Annotated in this window: 14 protein-coding genes, 2 tRNA genes, 2 rRNA genes and 1 riboswitch (1 of these 19 only partly in view); of the genes, 10 read left to right on the top strand and 8 right to left on the bottom strand. The window is 62.5% G+C overall.

Going from position 1 to position 17,572, the window contains the following annotated elements; all coding sequences use genetic code 11:
- Window positions 1-38: 38 nt before the first annotated feature.
- A complete protein-coding gene (locus AS156_RS04895; protein ID WP_066500788.1) occupies window positions 39-887 on the bottom strand; it encodes a chorismate mutase in 849 nt (282 codons plus the stop codon).
- 152 nt (window positions 888-1,039) lie between these two features.
- A riboswitch (SAM riboswitch) is annotated at window positions 1,040-1,119 on the top strand.
- An 84-nt stretch (window positions 1,120-1,203) separates the two neighbouring features.
- Here AS156_RS04895 and metX point away from each other — a divergent pair.
- Both metX and metW read left to right on the top strand, forming a co-directional pair.
- The gene (metX, locus tag AS156_RS04890; protein WP_066500786.1) at window positions 1,204-2,427 is read left to right on the top strand and encodes a homoserine O-acetyltransferase MetX; all 1,224 of its coding nucleotides are present in this window, start codon (window positions 1,204-1,206) and stop codon (window positions 2,425-2,427) included.
- The gene (gene metW / locus AS156_RS04885; protein ID WP_066500783.1) at window positions 2,424-3,086 is read left to right on the top strand and encodes a methionine biosynthesis protein MetW; all 663 of its coding nucleotides are present in this window, start codon (window positions 2,424-2,426) and stop codon (window positions 3,084-3,086) included. Before metX ends, metW begins: the two co-directional genes overlap by 4 nt.
- Before the next feature lie 126 nt (window positions 3,087-3,212).
- On the opposite strand, the gene AS156_RS04880 is transcribed toward metW, so the two are convergent.
- Window positions 3,213-4,085: an alpha/beta fold hydrolase gene (locus AS156_RS04880; protein WP_066500782.1), complete on the bottom strand. Its 873-nt coding sequence runs from the start codon at window positions 4,083-4,085 to the stop codon at window positions 3,213-3,215.
- A gap of 234 nt (window positions 4,086-4,319) precedes the next feature.
- Here AS156_RS04880 and AS156_RS04875 point away from each other — a divergent pair, with 234 nt between their 5' ends.
- Window positions 4,320-4,961, top strand: a complete 642-nt coding sequence (locus AS156_RS04875) for a TIGR02594 family protein (protein ID WP_066500781.1) — start codon at window positions 4,320-4,322, stop codon at window positions 4,959-4,961.
- 114 nt (window positions 4,962-5,075) lie between these two features.
- Here AS156_RS04875 and AS156_RS04870 read toward each other — a convergent pair whose 3' ends face one another.
- Together AS156_RS04870 and AS156_RS04865 are read right to left on the bottom strand one after the other, a co-directional pair.
- On the bottom strand, window positions 5,076-5,852 hold the full coding sequence (locus AS156_RS04870) for an MOSC domain-containing protein (RefSeq protein ID WP_066500780.1): 777 nt from the start codon (window positions 5,850-5,852) through the stop codon (window positions 5,076-5,078).
- Between the two features lie 71 nt (window positions 5,853-5,923).
- On the bottom strand, window positions 5,924-6,439 hold the full coding sequence (locus AS156_RS04865; protein WP_066500779.1) for a GNAT family N-acetyltransferase: 516 nt from the start codon (window positions 6,437-6,439) through the stop codon (window positions 5,924-5,926).
- Between the two features lie 59 nt (window positions 6,440-6,498).
- Here AS156_RS04865 and AS156_RS04860 point away from each other — a divergent pair, with 59 nt between their 5' ends.
- Both AS156_RS04860 and clpB read left to right on the top strand, forming a co-directional pair.
- The gene (locus AS156_RS04860) at window positions 6,499-7,065 is read left to right on the top strand and encodes a helix-turn-helix domain-containing protein (protein ID WP_066500777.1); all 567 of its coding nucleotides are present in this window, start codon (window positions 6,499-6,501) and stop codon (window positions 7,063-7,065) included.
- 191 nt (window positions 7,066-7,256) lie between these two features.
- Window positions 7,257-9,908 carry an ATP-dependent chaperone ClpB gene (gene clpB / locus AS156_RS04855; protein ID WP_066500775.1) on the top strand — a complete coding sequence of 884 codons (2,652 nt, stop codon included), beginning with the start codon at window positions 7,257-7,259 and terminating at the stop codon, window positions 9,906-9,908.
- A gap of 24 nt (window positions 9,909-9,932) precedes the next feature.
- On the opposite strand, the gene nuoI is transcribed toward clpB, so the two are convergent.
- Window positions 9,933-10,421 carry an NADH-quinone oxidoreductase subunit NuoI gene (nuoI, locus tag AS156_RS04850; protein WP_066500995.1) on the bottom strand — a complete coding sequence of 163 codons (489 nt, stop codon included), beginning with the start codon at window positions 10,419-10,421 and terminating at the stop codon, window positions 9,933-9,935.
- A 347-nt stretch (window positions 10,422-10,768) separates the two neighbouring features.
- Between nuoI and AS156_RS04845 the strand changes: the two genes are divergently transcribed.
- Entirely contained in the window at window positions 10,769-11,179 is a 411-nt protein-coding gene (locus tag AS156_RS04845) for a hypothetical protein (protein ID WP_066500774.1), read from the top strand.
- Between the two features lie 16 nt (window positions 11,180-11,195).
- Here AS156_RS04845 and AS156_RS04840 read toward each other — a convergent pair whose 3' ends face one another.
- The 3 genes from AS156_RS04840 to AS156_RS04830 all read right to left on the bottom strand — a co-directional run bounded on the left by AS156_RS04840 (window position 11,196) and on the right by AS156_RS04830 (window position 14,135).
- Complete coding sequence (locus tag AS156_RS04840; protein WP_066500771.1) at window positions 11,196-11,453, bottom strand: hypothetical protein; 258 nt, start codon at window positions 11,451-11,453, stop codon at window positions 11,196-11,198.
- An 83-nt stretch (window positions 11,454-11,536) separates the two neighbouring features.
- Entirely contained in the window at window positions 11,537-11,899 is a 363-nt protein-coding gene (locus AS156_RS04835; RefSeq protein WP_066500768.1) for an SPW repeat protein, read from the bottom strand.
- Between the two features lie 172 nt (window positions 11,900-12,071).
- Window positions 12,072-14,135 (bottom strand): M23 family metallopeptidase, encoded by a 2,064-nt coding sequence (locus tag AS156_RS04830; protein WP_066500765.1) that lies wholly within the window; start codon window positions 14,133-14,135, stop codon window positions 12,072-12,074.
- 859 nt (window positions 14,136-14,994) lie between these two features.
- On the opposite strand from AS156_RS04830, the gene AS156_RS04825 reads away from it, so the two are divergent.
- The 4 genes from AS156_RS04825 to AS156_RS04810 form a co-directional block, all read left to right on the top strand.
- A 16S ribosomal RNA gene (locus AS156_RS04825) occupies window positions 14,995-16,483 on the top strand.
- A gap of 211 nt (window positions 16,484-16,694) precedes the next feature.
- A tRNA-Ile gene (locus AS156_RS04820) sits at window positions 16,695-16,771 on the top strand.
- Between the two features lie 36 nt (window positions 16,772-16,807).
- Window positions 16,808-16,883: transfer RNA gene (locus AS156_RS04815), tRNA-Ala, on the top strand.
- 387 nt (window positions 16,884-17,270) lie between these two features.
- A 23S ribosomal RNA gene (locus AS156_RS04810) occupies window positions 17,271-17,572 on the top strand; it runs 2,538 nt beyond the window's last position.
- The 16S and 23S rRNA genes sit together here with 2 tRNA genes alongside, the layout of an rRNA operon.

Genomic DNA, 17,572 nt, shown 5'->3' with positions numbered 1-17,572 from the left:
GTCAAAACAAGAATCTGGCGGGTGGCCTGGCTCCGGCTTCAGGGCTTGGCCGACCCGTTGGCAGGCACCGTATAGCGCGTTGTATGGCTGCCGACGAGGGCCGAGGAGCGGACCGACGCGCCGGCCTTGATCAAGGCGAGCTTGATCTCCTCGAAGCCGATCCCGGCGACCGACACCAGGAGCGCCGCACCGTCGAAGGCAGTGTCGGGCACGGCGACGATTTCGGCCAGCGGCGCGAGAGCGCGCGCGACGTCGGCGTTCCAGCCGGAGACGCGGACGCTCCAGGTCTGGACCTCAGTCACCATGGCGTCGTCGGCGACGCGCGAGACCACGAACACCGGCAGTGCGGCGGGATGGTCGGCACGCTCGAGGAACGGATACCGCGCGATGATCTTCGGTGCGCCATCGGCTTCGAGCGCGTTCCACCACGGCGTGCGGCTTGCGATCGCCGAGACCAGTGCGAGGTCGCCCTTCGACTTCGCGACCGCATCGACCGCGGCCTGTGCGCTGAAATGCGCCACATAGGGCACCACGAAGCCGAAATGGAATCGCGCCGAATCCCGCATCGCGGGCTCGCTGACGGAGACGTCGGCATGCACCGCGAACGGCGCCTGCACATAGGTGAAGGTCGAGATGATGACGCGCCAGATGCTCTCGATGGTGTCAAGCGGGAGGATGCCGCGATGCCGCTCGACCAGGCCGCGCATCATGCTGGCCTCGCGTGCCGGGCGGAATGCCGAGCCGACCTCCTGGGTCTTCTTGACCTGGATAAGGCGGTCGATGATGTCGCCGCGCGCCATCAGCAGGCGGTGGACCTGCTCGTCGATGGCATCGATCTCCTTGCGCAGATCCTGCAGCGAGGGCGGCGACGGGGGTGGCTTGGACATTTGAAAACCTTGGTGATCCGGGCAGGGTCCCTGATTAGGAAAGACGGCCGCCGAAAGCAAAGAGAAACCTCGCAGGCGTGCCTTGCGGGGTCGGGTTAACCATGGGCCGGGCGGGGCGATCTTGACGACACGGGGCGCGGGGACTAATTTCGCTCCACTTCCGTGGTCATTTGAGCCGGCCGGCTTGCAGCCACGTTAAACAACTCGCTAAACAGGCCGGGGACAGATCAGCTCCCGGCCGAACCTATGTTCAGGCCGGGTTTTTTATGGCCTGATTCTCGTTCGAGGCCTCCCGCGCGGAGGCGGGGTCGCCTACATGAGCAACGTGCGTCCGATAGCCAGCCCTTCGATCACGAGCCCTTCGAGCAACAGTGATGATCGCGCCCATGAGGCCGATCATCCTTCGTCGTCGGTGGCGAAGTTCGGTGTGGACCAGCCGCTGAAGCTCGATTGCGGCGTCGATCTCGCCCCGTTCCAGATCGCGTATCAGACCTATGGCGAGCTCAACGCCGACCGCTCGAACGCGATCCTGGTCTGCCACGCGTTGACTGGCGACCAGCACGTCAACAACATCCATCCCGTCACCGGCAAGCCCGGCTGGTGGGAAACCATGGTCGGCGCCGGCAGGCCGCTCGATCCCGAAAAATACTTCATCATCTGCTCCAACGTGATCGGCGGCTGCATGGGCTCGACCGGCCCGGCGTCGTTCAACCCCGCCACCGGCAAGGTATGGGGGCTGGATTTCCCGATCATCACCATCCCCGACATGGTGCGCGCACAGGCGATGCTGATCGATCGCCTCGGCATCACCACGCTGTTCTGCGTGGTCGGCGGCTCGATGGGCGGCATGCAGGCGCTGCAATGGACCGCGGCCTATCCTGAGCGGGTGTTCTCGACGCTAGCGATCGCCTGCTCGACACGCCACTCCGCACAGAACATCGCATTCCACGAACTCGGACGGCAGGCCGTGATGGCCGATCCGGACTGGCGCGGCGGCCGTTATGTCGACCAGGACACGCATCCGTATCGCGGGCTCGCGGTGGCGCGGATGGCCGCGCATATCACCTATCTCTCGGACGCCGCGCTGCATCGCAAGTTCGGGCGACGGATGCAGGACCGTGAGCTGCCAACCTTCTCGTTCGACGCGGACTTCCAGGTCGAGAGCTATCTGCGCTACCAGGGCTCGTCGTTCGTCGAGCGCTTCGATGCCAACAGCTATCTCTATCTGACCCGCGCAATGGACTATTTCGACATCGCCGCCGATCACAACGGCGCGCTGGCGAATGCGTTCACCGGCATCAAGACGCGCTTCTGCGTGATCTCGTTCACCAGCGACTGGCTGTTCCCGACCTCGGAGTCGCGCGCGCTGGTGCATGCGCTGAATGCGTCGAGCGCACGAGTGTCGTTCGCCGAGATCGAGACCGATCGCGGCCACGATGCCTTCCTGCTCGACGTGCCCGAATTCCTCGAGATCTCCCGTGCCTTCCTGCAGGCCGCAGGCAAGGCACGTGGGCTTGGCAATGGCGACGGCCAGTCATGAGCATCCAGCAAACCCTGCCGCTGCCCGGCGTCGCGCCCGAGCGAACCGGAAGCTATCGCACCGACCATCTGCTGGTCGCCGACATGGTCGCACCAGGCTCGCGCGTGCTCGACGTCGGCTGCGGCGACGGCGAACTGCTGGAGCTGCTGGAGAGCCGCGGCATCGACGGGCGCGGCATCGAGCTGTCGCGCGAGGGCGTCAACCGCTGTGTCGCCAAGGGGCTTGCGGTGGTGCAGGGCGATGCCGACACCGACCTCGTCAACTATCCCGACGACGCCTTCGACTACGTGATCCTGTCGCAGACGCTGCAGGCGACGCGGCAGCCCAGGGCGGTGCTGGAAAACCTGCTGCGCATCGGTCACCGCGGTATCGTCTCGTTCCCGAATTTCGGGTTCTGGAAGATGCGGCTGCAGCTCCTGATCGGCGGCCACATGCCGCGGACGGAGAATTTGCCGGCGACCTGGTACGACACCGCCAACATCCATTTCTGCACCATCAAGGATTTCGTGCAGCTCTGTAACGAGATCAACGTCAAGATGGAGCGCGCGGTCGCGCTCGATCTGTACGGCCGTCCGGTGCCGCTCAACCTGCCCTGGTGGGTCTGGAACATGTTCGGCGAGCAGGGCGTGTTCCTGCTCAGCCGCGGCGGGGGGAAGTGATCTGCGCAGTAAGTCACAGTCGTCATTCCGGGGCTCGCGAAGCGAGAACCCGGAATCCGTTGCGCAGCAGACGCCGTGGATAGATGGATTCCGGGTTCACGTTTCGCGTGCCCCGGAATTGACGGTTCACACCGGCGTCGCCACCATCGAGCGCGGATCGCGCACCGGCCAGCGCCCGGCTTCCACCAGCGCGATGAAGCGCTCCACCATCTCGTTGAACAACGCGGGCTCCTCGAGATTGAGCACGTGGCCCGACTTCGGGAAGAAGGCGAGGCCGGCGGCCGGCAGATGCTTCTTCAGGAACATGCTGGGCTCGATGCAATTGTCGTCCTCGTCGCCGCACAGGATCAGCGCCGGCGTCGGCACGCGCCGGATCGCCTCCGTCATCGTGTAGATCGAGGGTCGGCCACCCTGGAAGCTGCGCATCGTGTTGGCGGAGCCCTTGGCGTCATGGCGGGCCAGCGCCGCGTAGAAATCGGCATGGCCGCGCGGATCCTTCAGCAGGAAGGGAATCCGGCTCGGCGCCTCGCGCGTGACCTTCGCGACTTCGACCGAACCGATCGCCTCGTACTGCTCGGCATTGGCGCGGCACTGCGCGCGGAAGGCATCGAGATTCTCGAGGTTCGAGCCGGAGCCGACCGCGGCGAGCGTCATTGACAGTGCGCGCTCCGGCGCGTTGAGGCCGATCTGCAGCGACGAATAGGAGCCCATCGAGAGGCCGACGAAATGCGCTTTCGCGATTCCGAGGTGGTCGAGCACCGCGAGCGCGTCGGTATAGAAGTGCCTGAAGGTGTAGACGTCGGCGCTCGGCGGCACGTCGGACGGCGTGTAGCCGCGCGCCGAATAGGCGATGCAGCGGTGGCCGCGCGAGAAGTACCGCATCTGCGGTTCCCAGTTGGTGTGATCGGCTGCGAATTCGTGCAGGAAAATGATCGGGGTCCCGCTGCCCGCTTCTTCGAAATGCAGGCGGACATTATCTTTCGTGACGGCGCTGGGCATTTGAAATTCCTTCTCGTGGGCCGGCCTCAGATTTGCAATTAATTTCCTGGGCTGCAATGCGGCAGCTCGGATTCTTTTTCGTCACGGAATGTTCGCGGAATGACCCAGGAAAAAAATTTCTGCAGTGCCGCATGAGGCCTTCCTCTCGCCACATCTCGATTTTCAAAACCCCCGCCGTGTTCCCGAGGGAACGCGATGGGGATTGGGGGATGTTACAGAGGATCTCGTGAAAGTATGATTCAGTTGCTTGCGTATCGCCGGTTGCTTCGTCTTGTGGCACTGGCTCTGGGTTCGCTCACTCTCGCCGTCGTTTTCGCCGCTCCGGCTTCCGCCCGTCCCCATCATTCCCGTAACGCGCATTCGGCTCACGCCGGCCATCATGCGCGTCACTATGCCCGTCACCACTACCGGCACGCCACGCGGCTTTCGCGCTGGGAGCGCGGCGTCGCACGGATGCGTAGTCGCGGCGTTGCCGATGCCAATGCCAGCGTGATGCCGAACGCTGAGACCACCTCAAGCAGCTTCGGGTCTTCAGGCCTCGTCGCCGAGGCGCGTCGTTATCTCGGGGGCAACCCGACCAGCCGCGCGAGCCTATGGTGCGCGCGCTTCATGAACATGGTGCTGAAAGAGTCGGGCTATCGCGGCACCGGCTCCGACATGGCGAGCTCGTTCGCCCATTATGGCCAGCGCGTTTCGGGACCGAAGGTCGGTGCCATCGCCGTGATGAGCCGCCGCGGCGGCGGTCATGTCGGCATCGTCACCGGCGTCGACGCCAAGGGCAATCCGATCATGATCTCGGGCAACAACGGCAACCGCGTCCGCGAGGCGCCGGTGTCGCGCGGCCGGATCTATGCATACGTGATGCCGACGAACTGAGGTGCGAAGAATCGTAGGGTGGGTAGAGCGAAGCGAAACCCACCGTCTACGACATAGCGCGAAGATGATGGGTTTCGCTACGCTCTACCCATCCCACGCGATTACGAGAAATACCTACACCAGCGTCGGTTGTTCGGCCGCGATCGTATCGCCGATGGCGGCTTCGCCGTCGCTGATGATCTCGGCATAGATACCGCATTCATTGTTGCCGAAGCGCTGCATCAGCGTCTGCGGGATCATGAGGTCGCGCACGCCGGTATCAGGATCGACATTGACCGCGGCACAGCGGGTGATGCGCTTCACCACCTTGGCCCGCGCACTTCCAATCGCGATAGTCTGGTCGAGCAGGCCTGCCTCATGCCAGGCCGGCCAACCCTCGATATAGAGATTGGCACGGAAGCGCAGGGGATGGACCGGCGCCTGCACCATGTTCTCGATGGCGCGCAGGCTCGCGAGATTGATGATCGAGACCACCTTGCGCGCGACGTCGGAAAAGCTGTGGCCGGGGCTCACCAGCACCTTGGGCGGCCCCTTGATCTCGCCGGCGTGGCGGCTCGCGAAATAGCGTTCGATCGCGGCGCGTCCCTCGGCGGTCTCGAGATCGCCCTCAGCAACCATCGCGCCGTCGCGGTGGAGCGTGAGCACGTGGCTGTCATCGTCGAAGTGGGCGCGCAGCGGCGCCAGCCATTCGTCCCGCTGCAGCATCAGGAAATGCGGCTTCGGTAGCCATTTCGGCGCAGCGGGATCGAAACCGCTCGGGCCGTTCTCGATGGCGTAACGGCGATCCGATCGAAGCGTCTCGCCGGCCCTCAGTTCCGCGCGGGGCAGGGGCTCCGGCGTGAGGCCCTTGACGGGGTAACGATAGATACCGGTGATCTTGGCTGATGACATGCGGATTCGCTCCAGACGCCCGCTTTATCCTGTCTGGCGCCCGAGGAAAACCGCCCGCCGCATCAAGGCCGTTAGTCGGCGCGTACCGCTCCGGGCGCATCCAGGACCCGCTGCATGAACACGAGATCGAGCCAGCGGCCGAACTTGCGGCCGACCTCCGGCATCCGCGCGACTTCGACGAAGCCGGCCTGCGCGTGCAGCCGGAGCGAAGCCGGATTGCCGCCGTCGATGCCGGCGATCATGACGTGCTTGCCCAGCGCCCTGGCAGCGCTGACGAGCTCATCCACGATGATCCGGCCGAGGCCGCGGCCACGATGATCGGCATGGATGTAGACGCTGTGCTCGACGCTGTAGCGGTAGCCCGGGAAGGCCCGGAAATCGCCGAAGGTCCCGTAACCGAGCACCACCGGCCCTTCCGCGGCGACCAGCACCGGATAGCCCAGCGCCTGCCGCGCCTTCATCCAGGCGAGCCGTTCGGCGTCGGAATCCTGCTTCTCCGTCCAGATCGCATTCGAGTTGGCGACCGCCTCGTTGTAGATCGCCGTGATCGCAGGAATGTCCTGCTCGGTGGCGGGGCGGATGGTCATCGTAAGTTCCCTCAATCATATCTCTTGAACGAACCGGATCGTCTACTATATAGGACGATATGTCAATTATAGAAGACAAGGCCGATGAAGCTCTCGGGCGGCGCGTCCGCGCCGAACGGGAGGGCCGCGGCTGGTCGCTGGCAGAACTCGCCGGCCGGGCTGGCGTGTCGAAGGCCATGCTCAGCAAGATCGAGCGGGCCGAAGCGAGCCCGACCGCGGTGACGCTCTCGCGGATCGCGACGGCTTATGGCCTGACCATGGCCGCGCTGTTTGAGACGGTGGTCGCCGAAGACTCCCGTCTTCAGCGCGCCAAGGATCAACCTGTCTGGCGCGATCCGAAGGCGGCGTATCTGCGGCGGCAGGTCTTTCTGCATCCGGCCAATCCGCTGGAGCTGGTCGAGATCGAGCTGCCTGCGAAGCAGGAGGTCGGCTTCCCCGCCAGCGCATATCACCTGATCCGTCAGGTGGTCTGGGTCATCGATGGCCGCCTCACCTTGATGGAGGGGGCGATCCGCCACGAGCTTGCCGCGGGCGACCGTATCGAGCTCGGCCCGCCGTCGGACATTGTCTTCCGCAACGAAACTGCTCAGCCCTGCCGCTACCTTGTCGCCGTCGTGCGGCGCTGATCTCAACCGGGCAAAATCGCAGGCCGTGGCTCTTCCGTTTTGGAACCAAGTGCCCACATCTGCGGCAAGCCTAAGAAATGATGGCGACGACCAGAGGCTGGTTGAGGAACGTCAACGCGGCCCGCGGAAAACCCAATGAAGATGCCGGAACCATGCCTGATGGGTGGTGACGGCAGGCCGAGGGAAAACGAATGAACGTAGAAAAGTACACCGAGCGTGCGCGCGGATTCATCCAATCTGCCCAGTCGCTCGCAACGCGCGATGGTCACCAGCAGTTCTCGCCGTTGCATTTGCTGAAAGTGCTGCTGGACGACAACGAGGGGCTCGCTGGTGGTCTGATCGACCGCGCCGGCGGTAATTCCAGAGCAATCCTGAAAGCGACCGAAGAGGCGCTCAACAAGCTGCCGAAAGTGTCGGGAAGCGGTGCCGGACAGGTGTACCTGTCTCCGGAACTGGCGCGCGCCTTCGATGCGGCCGAGAAGGCTGCCGACAAGGCCGGCGACAGTTTCGTCACCGTCGAGCGGCTGCTGCTCGGGCTTGCGCTCGAGAAGAACAGCGAGGTCGCAACCCTCCTGAGCAAGGGCGGCGTGACGCCGCAGAACCTGAACGCGGCGATCGAAGCGCTGCGCAAGGGCCGCACCGCGGATTCGGCGACCGCCGAAAACGCCTATGACGCGCTGAAGAAATATGCCCGCGACCTGACCCAGGCTGCGCGCGACGGCAAGCTCGATCCGGTGATCGGCCGCGATGAGGAGATCCGCCGCACCATCCAGGTGCTGTCGCGGCGGACCAAGAACAACCCCGTGCTGATCGGTGAACCCGGCGTCGGCAAGACCGCCATCGTCGAGGGCCTGGCGCTGCGCATCCTCAATGGCGACGTGCCGGAGAGCCTCAAGGACAAGAAGCTTCTGTCGCTCGACATGGGCGCGCTGATTGCCGGCGCGAAATACCGCGGCGAGTTCGAGGAGCGCCTGAAGGCCGTGCTGCAGGAGGTCTCGTCCGCGGAGGGCGGCATCATCCTGTTCATCGATGAGATGCACACGCTGATCGGCGCCGGCAAGGCCGACGGCGCAATGGATGCGTCCAACCTGCTGAAACCCGCGCTCGCCCGCGGCGAGCTGCACTGTATCGGCGCGACCACGCTCGACGAGTATCGCAAGCATGTCGAGAAGGATGCCGCGCTGGCGCGGCGATTCCAGCCGATCTATGTCAGCGAGCCCACGGTCGAGGACACGATCTCGATCCTGCGCGGCCTGAAGGACAAGTACGAGCAGCATCACGGCGTGCGCATCACCGACTCCGCGTTGGTGGCGGCGACCACGCTGTCGAACCGCTACATAACCGACCGCTTCCTGCCCGACAAGGCCATCGACCTGATGGACGAGGCGGCGGCGCGGCTGAAGATGCAGGTCGATTCCAAGCCGGAAGAGCTCGATTCGCTCGACCGGGACATCATCCGGCTCAAGATCGAGCAGGAGGCGCTGAAGAAGGAGAACGACGCCGGCTCGAAGAGCCGCCTGCAGACGCTGGAGAAGGAGCTCGCAGAACTCGAGGAGCGGTCGGCGGCGCTGACCGCACGCTGGAGCGCGGAGAAGAACAAGCTCTCCAATGCCCAGAAGCTGAAGGGCGAACTCGATGCGCTCCGCGTCGAGCTTGCCAACGCGCAGCGCCGCGGCGAATTCCAGAAGGCGGGTGAGCTGGCCTATGGCCGGATTCCCGAGCTGGAGCGGAAGCTCGCCGACATCGAGGCCAAGGAGAACGGCAAGCAGAGCGGCGGCGAGATGATGGAGGAGGCGGTCACCGCCAACCACATCGCGCAGGTCGTCTCGCGCTGGACCGGCGTGCCTGTGGACAAGATGCTCGAGGGCGAAAAAGACAAGCTGCTGCGCATGGAGGATTCGCTCGCCAAGCGCGTCGTCGGCCAGGCCGAAGCCGTGCATGCGGTGGCAACCGCGGTGCGTCGTGCGCGTGCAGGGTTGCAGGATCCGAACCGGCCGACCGGCTCGTTCATGTTCTTAGGCCCCACCGGCGTCGGCAAGACCGAGCTGACCAAGGCACTCGCCGCTGACCTGTTCAACGACGAGACCGCGATGGTCCGCCTCGACATGTCCGAGTTCATGGAGAAGCATTCGGTCTCGCGTCTGATCGGCGCGCCTCCCGGCTATGTCGGTTACGACGAGGGCGGAGCGCTCACCGAAGCCGTGCGGCGACGGCCCTATCAGGTCGTGCTGTTCGACGAGATCGAGAAGGCGCATCCCGACGTCTTCAACGTGCTGCTGCAGGTGCTCGACGACGGCCGTCTGACCGACGGTCAGGGCCGCACCGTGGACTTTCGCAACACGCTGATCATCATGACCTCGAACCTGGGTTCGGAATTCCTGGTCAATCAGCCGGAGGGCGAGGACACCTCGGCCGTCCGCGATCAGGTGATGGGCGTCGTGCGGGCGCATTTCAGGCCGGAATTCCTGAACCGCATCGACGAGATCATCCTGTTCCACCGCCTGCAGCGCAACGAGATGGGCCGGATCGTCGAGATCCAGTTCGCTCGCCTCACCAAGCTGCTGGAGGATCGCAAGATCGAGTTGACGCTCGATGCAAAAGCGCGTGATTGGCTGGCGGAGAAGGGCTGGGATCCGGCCTATGGCGCCCGTCCGCTGAAGCGCGTGATCCAGCGCAGCGTGCAGGATCCGCTTGCCGAGATGATCCTCGCCGGCGATGTCAAGGACGGCGATCGGGTGGTGATCTCGGAAAAGGGCAACGTGCTGACCTTCAATGGTCAGGTGCCCAAGACTGCCGAGATCGTGCAGTTCGACGCGCCGATCCCGAAGCGCAAGCTGAACTGATTACCTTGCAATCCTGGATGCGGCCTAGCGATAGGGCGCATCCAGTGCGAGGTTTGCTGCAATCGTGCGCTCCCAGCGGTCACCGTTGGCGAGCAGCTTCGCCTTGTCGTAGTAGAGCTCTTCACGCGTTTCGGTCGAGAACTCGAAGTTCGGACCCTCCACGATCGCGTCGACCGGGCAGGATTCCTGGCACAGGCCGCAATAGATGCATTTGACCATGTCGATGTCGTAACGCACGGCGCGGCGGGTGCCGTCGTTGTTGCGCGGCCCGGCTTCGATGGTGATCGCCAGCGCGGGGCAGATCGCCTCGCACAGCTTGCAGGCGATGCAGCGCTCCTCGCCATTCGGGTAGCGGCGCAATGCATGCTCGCCACGGAAGCGCGGCGACAGCGCCGACTTCTCGAATGGATAGTTCAGCGTCGGCTTCGGCCGAAAGAAATAGCGCATCGCGAGCACAAAGGCGGAAACGAACTCCGACAGGAGCAGCGATCTCGTTGCTGAATCGACTTTCATGGTGCTTTCCGGGCGACGTAGCGCGGCCAGCCGCAACAACAAGCGGAAGCGCATCCAAAGCTGGATGGGCGACGTCGCATGATTTGTGTTGGTCTGATGTTTCGTGGCGCGTTTTCGTGCGCGCCGATGTTGGAGCAACCGGCGCGACGGCTCGGCAGTTCCTAATTGGCTACCCAAGTTTAATGAAACGTCCGCGTCCGGCCATCGTTGCCCCTTCAGACTGATCGGTTGGCGCGGTAACGCTCGCTGTGCTGCCTCGAAGGCAGGCTGGTCCAGGTGCTCGTGTCATTTGCTCGCGTCATCGCGAGAATCCGCACTGCTGATCCCCCCTGAAGAAGGCGAATCTCATGAGTAGGGACCTGACTGCCCATAACCGGCCCGTCTATGACGAACTCCATCCGTATGTCTACGGCCTGGCCGCCGGCCTGGTTGGCTGGTTCGCGCTGTCAGCGTGGCTTCTGTTCGATCGCAACGGCGATATCGAGCTTGCACTTGCGATGGTCAGCGTGCTGCTGTTTGTCGCGTTGCTGCTGCCGTGGCTGCTCGCGCTGATCTGGCGAAAATATCGTCGCCCGCTTGAGGAGCATCAGCAGTCCATCCCGTTCCGCGAATGGGAGGCTGCCGAGTTCGCAGTCTGGGGCAGCACAATCAACAGCACCCATGCCACCATCGACATGCTGCTGCCGCTCGCGGCGGTCGCGTTCGGTCTGACGGCGATCGGTATCGTCTACCTCGTCTGCGCGAGCCTCGCGCCGTAGCAAGCCTCCCGGGTCGTCATTCCTGCGGAGCGGTCGGCGGAGCCGGATCGTCATCCTCGCTGGGTTCGAGTTCGGAGAGGATATCGACCAGATCGCGGGCGCGCCCGGTCGCGAGCGGCTTGCCGGCGTTCATCAGTGGCTCGTCATTGGCAAGCCAGGCTTGGGCTTCGGCAAGCTCGGTGACGGTTGCGCCGGATGCGATGATTCTGGCGATCGTGACATCGTCGGCATGGCCGACGGCCTTCAGCACGTCGTCGCGGGTAAGCCGGGTCATGGTGCAAATCCTCGTTGAGCACAACGACGACCCCGCCCGCCGGCCTTCCCGGCCAGCGGGTAGGATCTCATGCGTTCAGTGCCTCAGCTGTGTGTCGTGAGCCGGGGTGGATGCTGGGACATCGCCCAGAGTTCGACCGCCGCCAGGATCGCGACGATGATGCCGATCACCACGTGCACTCGCATCGCGGTCGTGGATCCGTGGAAGCCCAGGACCCATGGCGAGACCAGCGCCCAAAGTCCGACGATGAGGTTCAGCCACTCCTCCCAGACCGCGAATGCCGCGAGCGCGGCGATCGCAAGGATCGCCATTACGAGGCCGACGATGTGGGCATTGGTGGAGACCGTTCCGTCGTCGAATTTGAACAGCCACGGCGACAGGAAAAGAATTGCGCCGAGGATCAGGTTCGCGACGTCACACAGTTTTGCGTTCGTCCAGTTCTCCATGACAACCCTCCATTGGAGGTTTCACCAACGAATCAACCGGATGATGGCCGTCCGGGTTCCCATCTTGTTCCGCGAAATTTGGCGGAATCGGAGCTATCCGGGGCCTCGCAATGCAGGTTTCAGGGAAGGAGCAGCGGCATCGTCCAGGCTGCCCCCATTGCGGGCGGTATGATCAGCGGTTGCTGATGGACCGCGTCAGCGGGGCGCTGCCGGTCGCGTCGGAAACGACGCGCGAGCCGTTGCGGCTGTTCATCTGGGCATCGATCCGGTCGCGCTCCTTCTCGAAGGCGGCCAGCATCGGGCCTTCGAGCGAGCGGCCGCGCGGCAATTTCACGCGCATCGGATCGACGAACCGGCCGTTGACCAGGATTTCGTAGTGGACGTGGGGCCCGGTCGATTGACCGGTCGAACCGACGAAGCCGATCACCTGGCCCTGACGGACCTTCTTGCCCGCCTCCATGCCCTTGGCGAAGGCCGACATATGACCGTAGGCGGTCTCGTAGCCATTGGCGTGCTTGATCCGGATATACTTGCCGTAGCCGCCCTCGAGCTCGGCCTTCTCGACCACGCCGTTGCCGGAGGCGAAGATCGGCGTGCCGTAGGCCGTCGCCCAGTCGACGCCGGTGTGCATCTTCACATAGCCGAGGATCGGGTGGCGCCGCGCGCCGAAGCCTGAGCGCATGATCGCGTTGTTGACGGGCTTGCGCACCAGGAATTTCTTCGCGCTCTTGCCGGTCTCGTCATAGTAGTCGACCAGCCCGTCGTCGGAGCTCTGGAAGCGGTAGTATTTCTTGGTCTCGCCGCCGATCGTCAGCGCGGCATAGAGCACCTCGGTCTTGTCGGTGCTCGTTACGCCCTCGTCCTCGCCGGCATAATACACGTCGAAGGAATCACCGGGCTGCACCTTGCGCTGGAAGTCGACGTCGTAGGAGTAGATCCGGACCATGTCCTCGATGACGGTCGGCGGCACCTTGTTGCGCAGCGCGGTCTCGTAAATGCTCTGATAAAGCCGCACGCCGCTGCCATCATCATCGTCATCATCGTCGCTGGAATTGTCGGCGGTATCGGTGACCGTATTCATGCTCTGCGCGTCGACGGCGACATACTTGCCCATGTCGGACAGCGCGGCCACCGCTTCGATCACCGAATCGTTGGCGACGATCACCCGGAACGGCTGGAGCCGCGCACCCGGGGCGGCCGGCGCCATCAGGATCCGCACCTTCTGGCCTTCCTTCAGGCCGCCGTCACGGCCGCGCGGGCCGAGATTCGCTGCAATCGCCTTGGCTTCGTCGGGCGTCGCGCCCTGGTCGCGCAGGATCGAGGTGATGGTGTCGCCCTTCTTGACGACGTGAACGCGTTCGCCGACCGGATTGCCGCCGGTGACCTGTTCCTTGGTCTTCGGCAGCAGCGTCACGTTTTCCGGCACCACGCGGGTCTCGAAGCCCGCATAGGGATCGGAGACGTTGCCCTCGGTGGCGTAGGCCATCTTCATGTCGGAGGCGCCGCCGGCGGCATCGGCCGCGGCATTGGCGAGTGTGTAACGTACCGATCCGCCGGAGCCGCGCCAGTTGGCGGCATCGCGCACCCGCATCAACACATCGTCGAGCGCGACGACGGCCGCGAGCTTGGCCTTCGGCAGCACCGTGCCGAGATCCTTGGTGACGAAAGAGACTTCGGCATCGGGTTCGACGGCCTCGGGATTGTTCGGATCCTCGGCCGCGGCCGGCGTGTCGGTGCCGACGTCGGTGAGCAGGCGCTGTGCGTTGAACGGCGGAACCTTCGCCGACAGATCGCTCGTGGTCATCGAGAGATTGCCGGAAATGCGGATGAAGGGCCGTACGCGCATCACGTCGCGGTTGCCAACACGGGTCACGGTCGAGACGCGGATCAGGCTGCGGGAGGCAGAGGAATCACTCGGCGGGGGCAGGCGATCGCCCTTGTGCAGGCTGACGACGCGATCATTGGCGTTGAGTGCCCCACGTAGCGCGCTCTCGACGCGCTCCGGCACCTTCGCGAACGTCATCTCGCCGTCGAGCGACGCGAAGACGGCGCCGCCGATAAGAGCTGCGCCACATAGACCTGTCAGGATCGTGCCGCTGAACCACTGAACGGAGACACGGCGGCGATCGATCACCGCAGCCTCGGTGCCGTCGACGGAAAGCGGCGGTTCGTGGCCGAGATCGATCATCCCGGTCTCGCGCCCATAGCCGCTTCCGCGTGACGCCCGTTGGCTCAACCCAGTGTCCCCCCAAATTCCATCAACATCCCATCGACCCCTGCTCGCCTTCTGTCTCCGCCTTTGCCCTTTAGAGGGCGATTGCGGCAGCGTGGCGAGCCGCACACATCGAAGCCGAGGAGATGATGGCCATTAGCTAGCCGCTATCTCGAACGTCAATGGTGTGCAGATCTCTCGATGTTGCTCGGCCGTGAAGGGGAGAGGCGACGGGTTCATGGAGAAAATCGCCTGTTCCCCCGAAAATTCCGCCCGAGCCCCCACCGGTTTCGAGCGGTTCAGTGCATATCTATCGTCAGAACGTCGCAGGATTGTGGCTCAAGTGCGGCGTAAGGTCCCCAAAAATCAGGGGGTTTTCCGCACCCGAAAAAAAGTTTGTCGTCGTGCGACGATTTTCTGACAAAGGGCGTTGACAGGTCCGAAGGGGCGGGCCTATAAGGCACCCACTGAGCGCGGCGCTGCATTGGCCCACGAGGCCAAGGCAAGCATTCGCGCCCTTGATGCTCCTCACTTCGATGAGTGACGCAACGGTCGACTTAGTATAGGTCGGCTGGGGTTCACCGTCGGTTGCTGAAGGGTAGAACCACCCTGTAGGGTGTGGGGTTCTTCGGATCCCGGGCTGTTTGACAAGTGAAGATGAAGAAAGAGAAACGTGGACGGCGGAGTCCTTGCGTCTCTCGGAAGACTGAAGGCTTCGGCTTTCATCTTTTGGGAGTGGACGAAAGACTTCGGCGGTACACGTTTTAAAGGTTACACCATCGCTGCCAGCGATGTGAATCGCGGGCAGCTTGCCGGTTTCGGCCGGCGAAGAATGGTGGGACCTCGTCAAACGTTGTGATCAGCCGGTTCAAGGTTTCAAGTCCAACTTGAGAGTTTGATCCTGGCTCAGAGCGAACGCTGGCGGCAGGCTTAACACATGCAAGTCGAGCGGGCGTAGCAATACGTCAGCGGCAGACGGGTGAGTAACGCGTGGGAACGTACCTTTTGGTTCGGAACAACTGAGGGAAACTTCAGCTAATACCGGATAAGCCCTTACGGGGAAAGATTTATCGCCGAAAGATCGGCCCGCGTCTGATTAGCTAGTTGGTGAGGTAATGGCTCACCAAGGCGACGATCAGTAGCTGGTCTGAGAGGATGATCAGCCACATTGGGACTGAGACACGGCCCAAACTCCTACGGGAGGCAGCAGTGGGGAATATTGGACAATGGGCGCAAGCCTGATCCAGCCATGCCGCGTGAGTGATGAAGGCCCTAGGGTTGTAAAGCTCTTTTGTGCGGGAAGATAATGACGGTACCGCAAGAATAAGCCCCGGCTAACTTCGTGCCAGCAGCCGCGGTAATACGAAGGGGGCTAGCGTTGCTCGGAATCACTGGGCGTAAAGGGTGCGTAGGCGGGTCTTTAAGTCAGGGGTGAAATCCTGGAGCTCAACTCCAGAACTGCCTTTGATACTGAGGATCTTGAGTTCGGGAGAGGTGAGTGGAACTGCGAGTGTAGAGGTGAAATTCGTAGATATTCGCAAGAACACCAGTGGCGAAGGCGGCTCACTGGCCCGATACTGACGCTGAGGCACGAAAGCGTGGGGAGCAAACAGGATTAGATACCCTGGTAGTCCACGCCGTAAACGATGAATGCCAGCCGTTAGTGGGTTTACTCACTAGTGGCGCAGCTAACGCTTTAAGCATTCCGCCTGGGGAGTACGGTCGCAAGATTAAAACTCAAAGGAATTGACGGGGGCCCGCACAAGCGGTGGAGCATGTGGTTTAATTCGACGCAACGCGCAGAACCTTACCAGCCCTTGACATCCCGGTCGCGGACTCCAGAGACGGAGTTCTTCAGTTCGGCTGGACCGGAGACAGGTGCTGCATGGCTGTCGTCAGCTCGTGTCGTGAGATGTTGGGTTAAGTCCCGCAACGAGCGCAACCCCCGTCCTTAGTTGCTACCATTTAGTTGAGCACTCTAAGGAGACTGCCGGTGATAAGCCGCGAGGAAGGTGGGGATGACGTCAAGTCCTCATGGCCCTTACGGGCTGGGCTACACACGTGCTACAATGGCGGTGACAATGGGATGCTAAGGGGCGACCCTTCGCAAATCTCAAAAAGCCGTCTCAGTTCGGATTGGGCTCTGCAACTCGAGCCCATGAAGTTGGAATCGCTAGTAATCGTGGATCAGCACGCCACGGTGAATACGTTCCCGGGCCTTGTACACACCGCCCGTCACACCATGGGAGTTGGTTTTACCTGAAGACGGTGCGCTAACCGAAAGGGGGCAGCCGGCCACGGTAGGGTCAGCGACTGGGGTGAAGTCGTAACAAGGTAGCCGTAGGGGAACCTGCGGCTGGATCACCTCCTTTCTAAGGATGGTTCTTCAGAGAGCTCACGCTCACTATCGAACCGTTTTAGAAACATTCAGGGGCCGACAGATCGTATGATCGTTGAGCTCCGTTGGCGGGATTTCGCCGTCTTCGTTTCTCTTTCTTCGCGGACGAACACGCGCCAGGGGCTGAGCGCTTGAGCGATGCATCGGCGGAAGCTGATCGCGCGCCGGCATGCCTCTCGTGTTAGGGGCTTGTAGCTCAGTTGGTTAGAGCGCGCGCTTGATAAGCGTGAGGTCGGAAGTTCAAGTCTTCCCAGGCCCACCACTTTGATCGAGTGCGGAGCATTCGTCTTCTGGTTACGGGGCCATAGCTCAGCTGGGAGAGCGCGTGCTTTGCAAGCATGAGGTCGTCGGTTCGATCCCGTCTGGCTCCACCAGATGGAATCGAAGTTCGAGAATGCCTCGTTCAAAATCGTCCGCGAAACATCACTTCGCATTCATTTGTCCGGATGGGCAATGACATGCGTGTTTTCTGACATCGTAAAGAGGAGATCGATCCGAGTTTGGATCTGCGAAGCAATTCGCCGATACCATTCACTATCTCCAGATCGTTTTCGGCGCTTGGTCATCGCAAGATGATCGAGTTGTAAAACGATCTTGTTAGCGAAGCTTGACCGCCTCGCTATCGGGCCGATCTTATGAAGCAAGCTGGTCTTTCTAATCAATGTCCGGCTGCGACAATCGCATTCATCGAGGATGCGTGCCTTCAATGGCAGTTGCGCAGACAACATTCTGCCGAGTGTGTGGACATTGATAATGAGAGCAATCAAGTGCCTTAAGGGTGTTCGGTGGATGCCTTGGCGCTGAGAGGCGATGAAGGACGTGCTACGCTGCGATAAGCCGTGGGGAGCTGCGAAGAAGCTTTGATCCACGGATTTCCGAATGGGGAAACCCACCTTCGATAGCCGGAACTCCAAGACCTTGTGTGTTGGGGTTCGACCAGAAATGCGAGAAATCAAACCGCGAGGTTTTGGATTTCCGGTTATCAAGAGAAGGTATGAGACCTCTGAATAAAATAGGAGGTTTTAAGCAAACCCAGGGAACTGAAACATCTAAGTACCTGGAG

The sequence above is a fragment of the Bradyrhizobium macuxiense genome (genome assembly GCF_001542415.1).
Taxonomy (GTDB): Bacteria; Pseudomonadota; Alphaproteobacteria; order Rhizobiales; family Xanthobacteraceae; genus Bradyrhizobium; species Bradyrhizobium macuxiense.
Note: the sequence above shows the minus strand (reverse complement) of the source record. Positions and strands in the feature narration are given on the sequence as shown.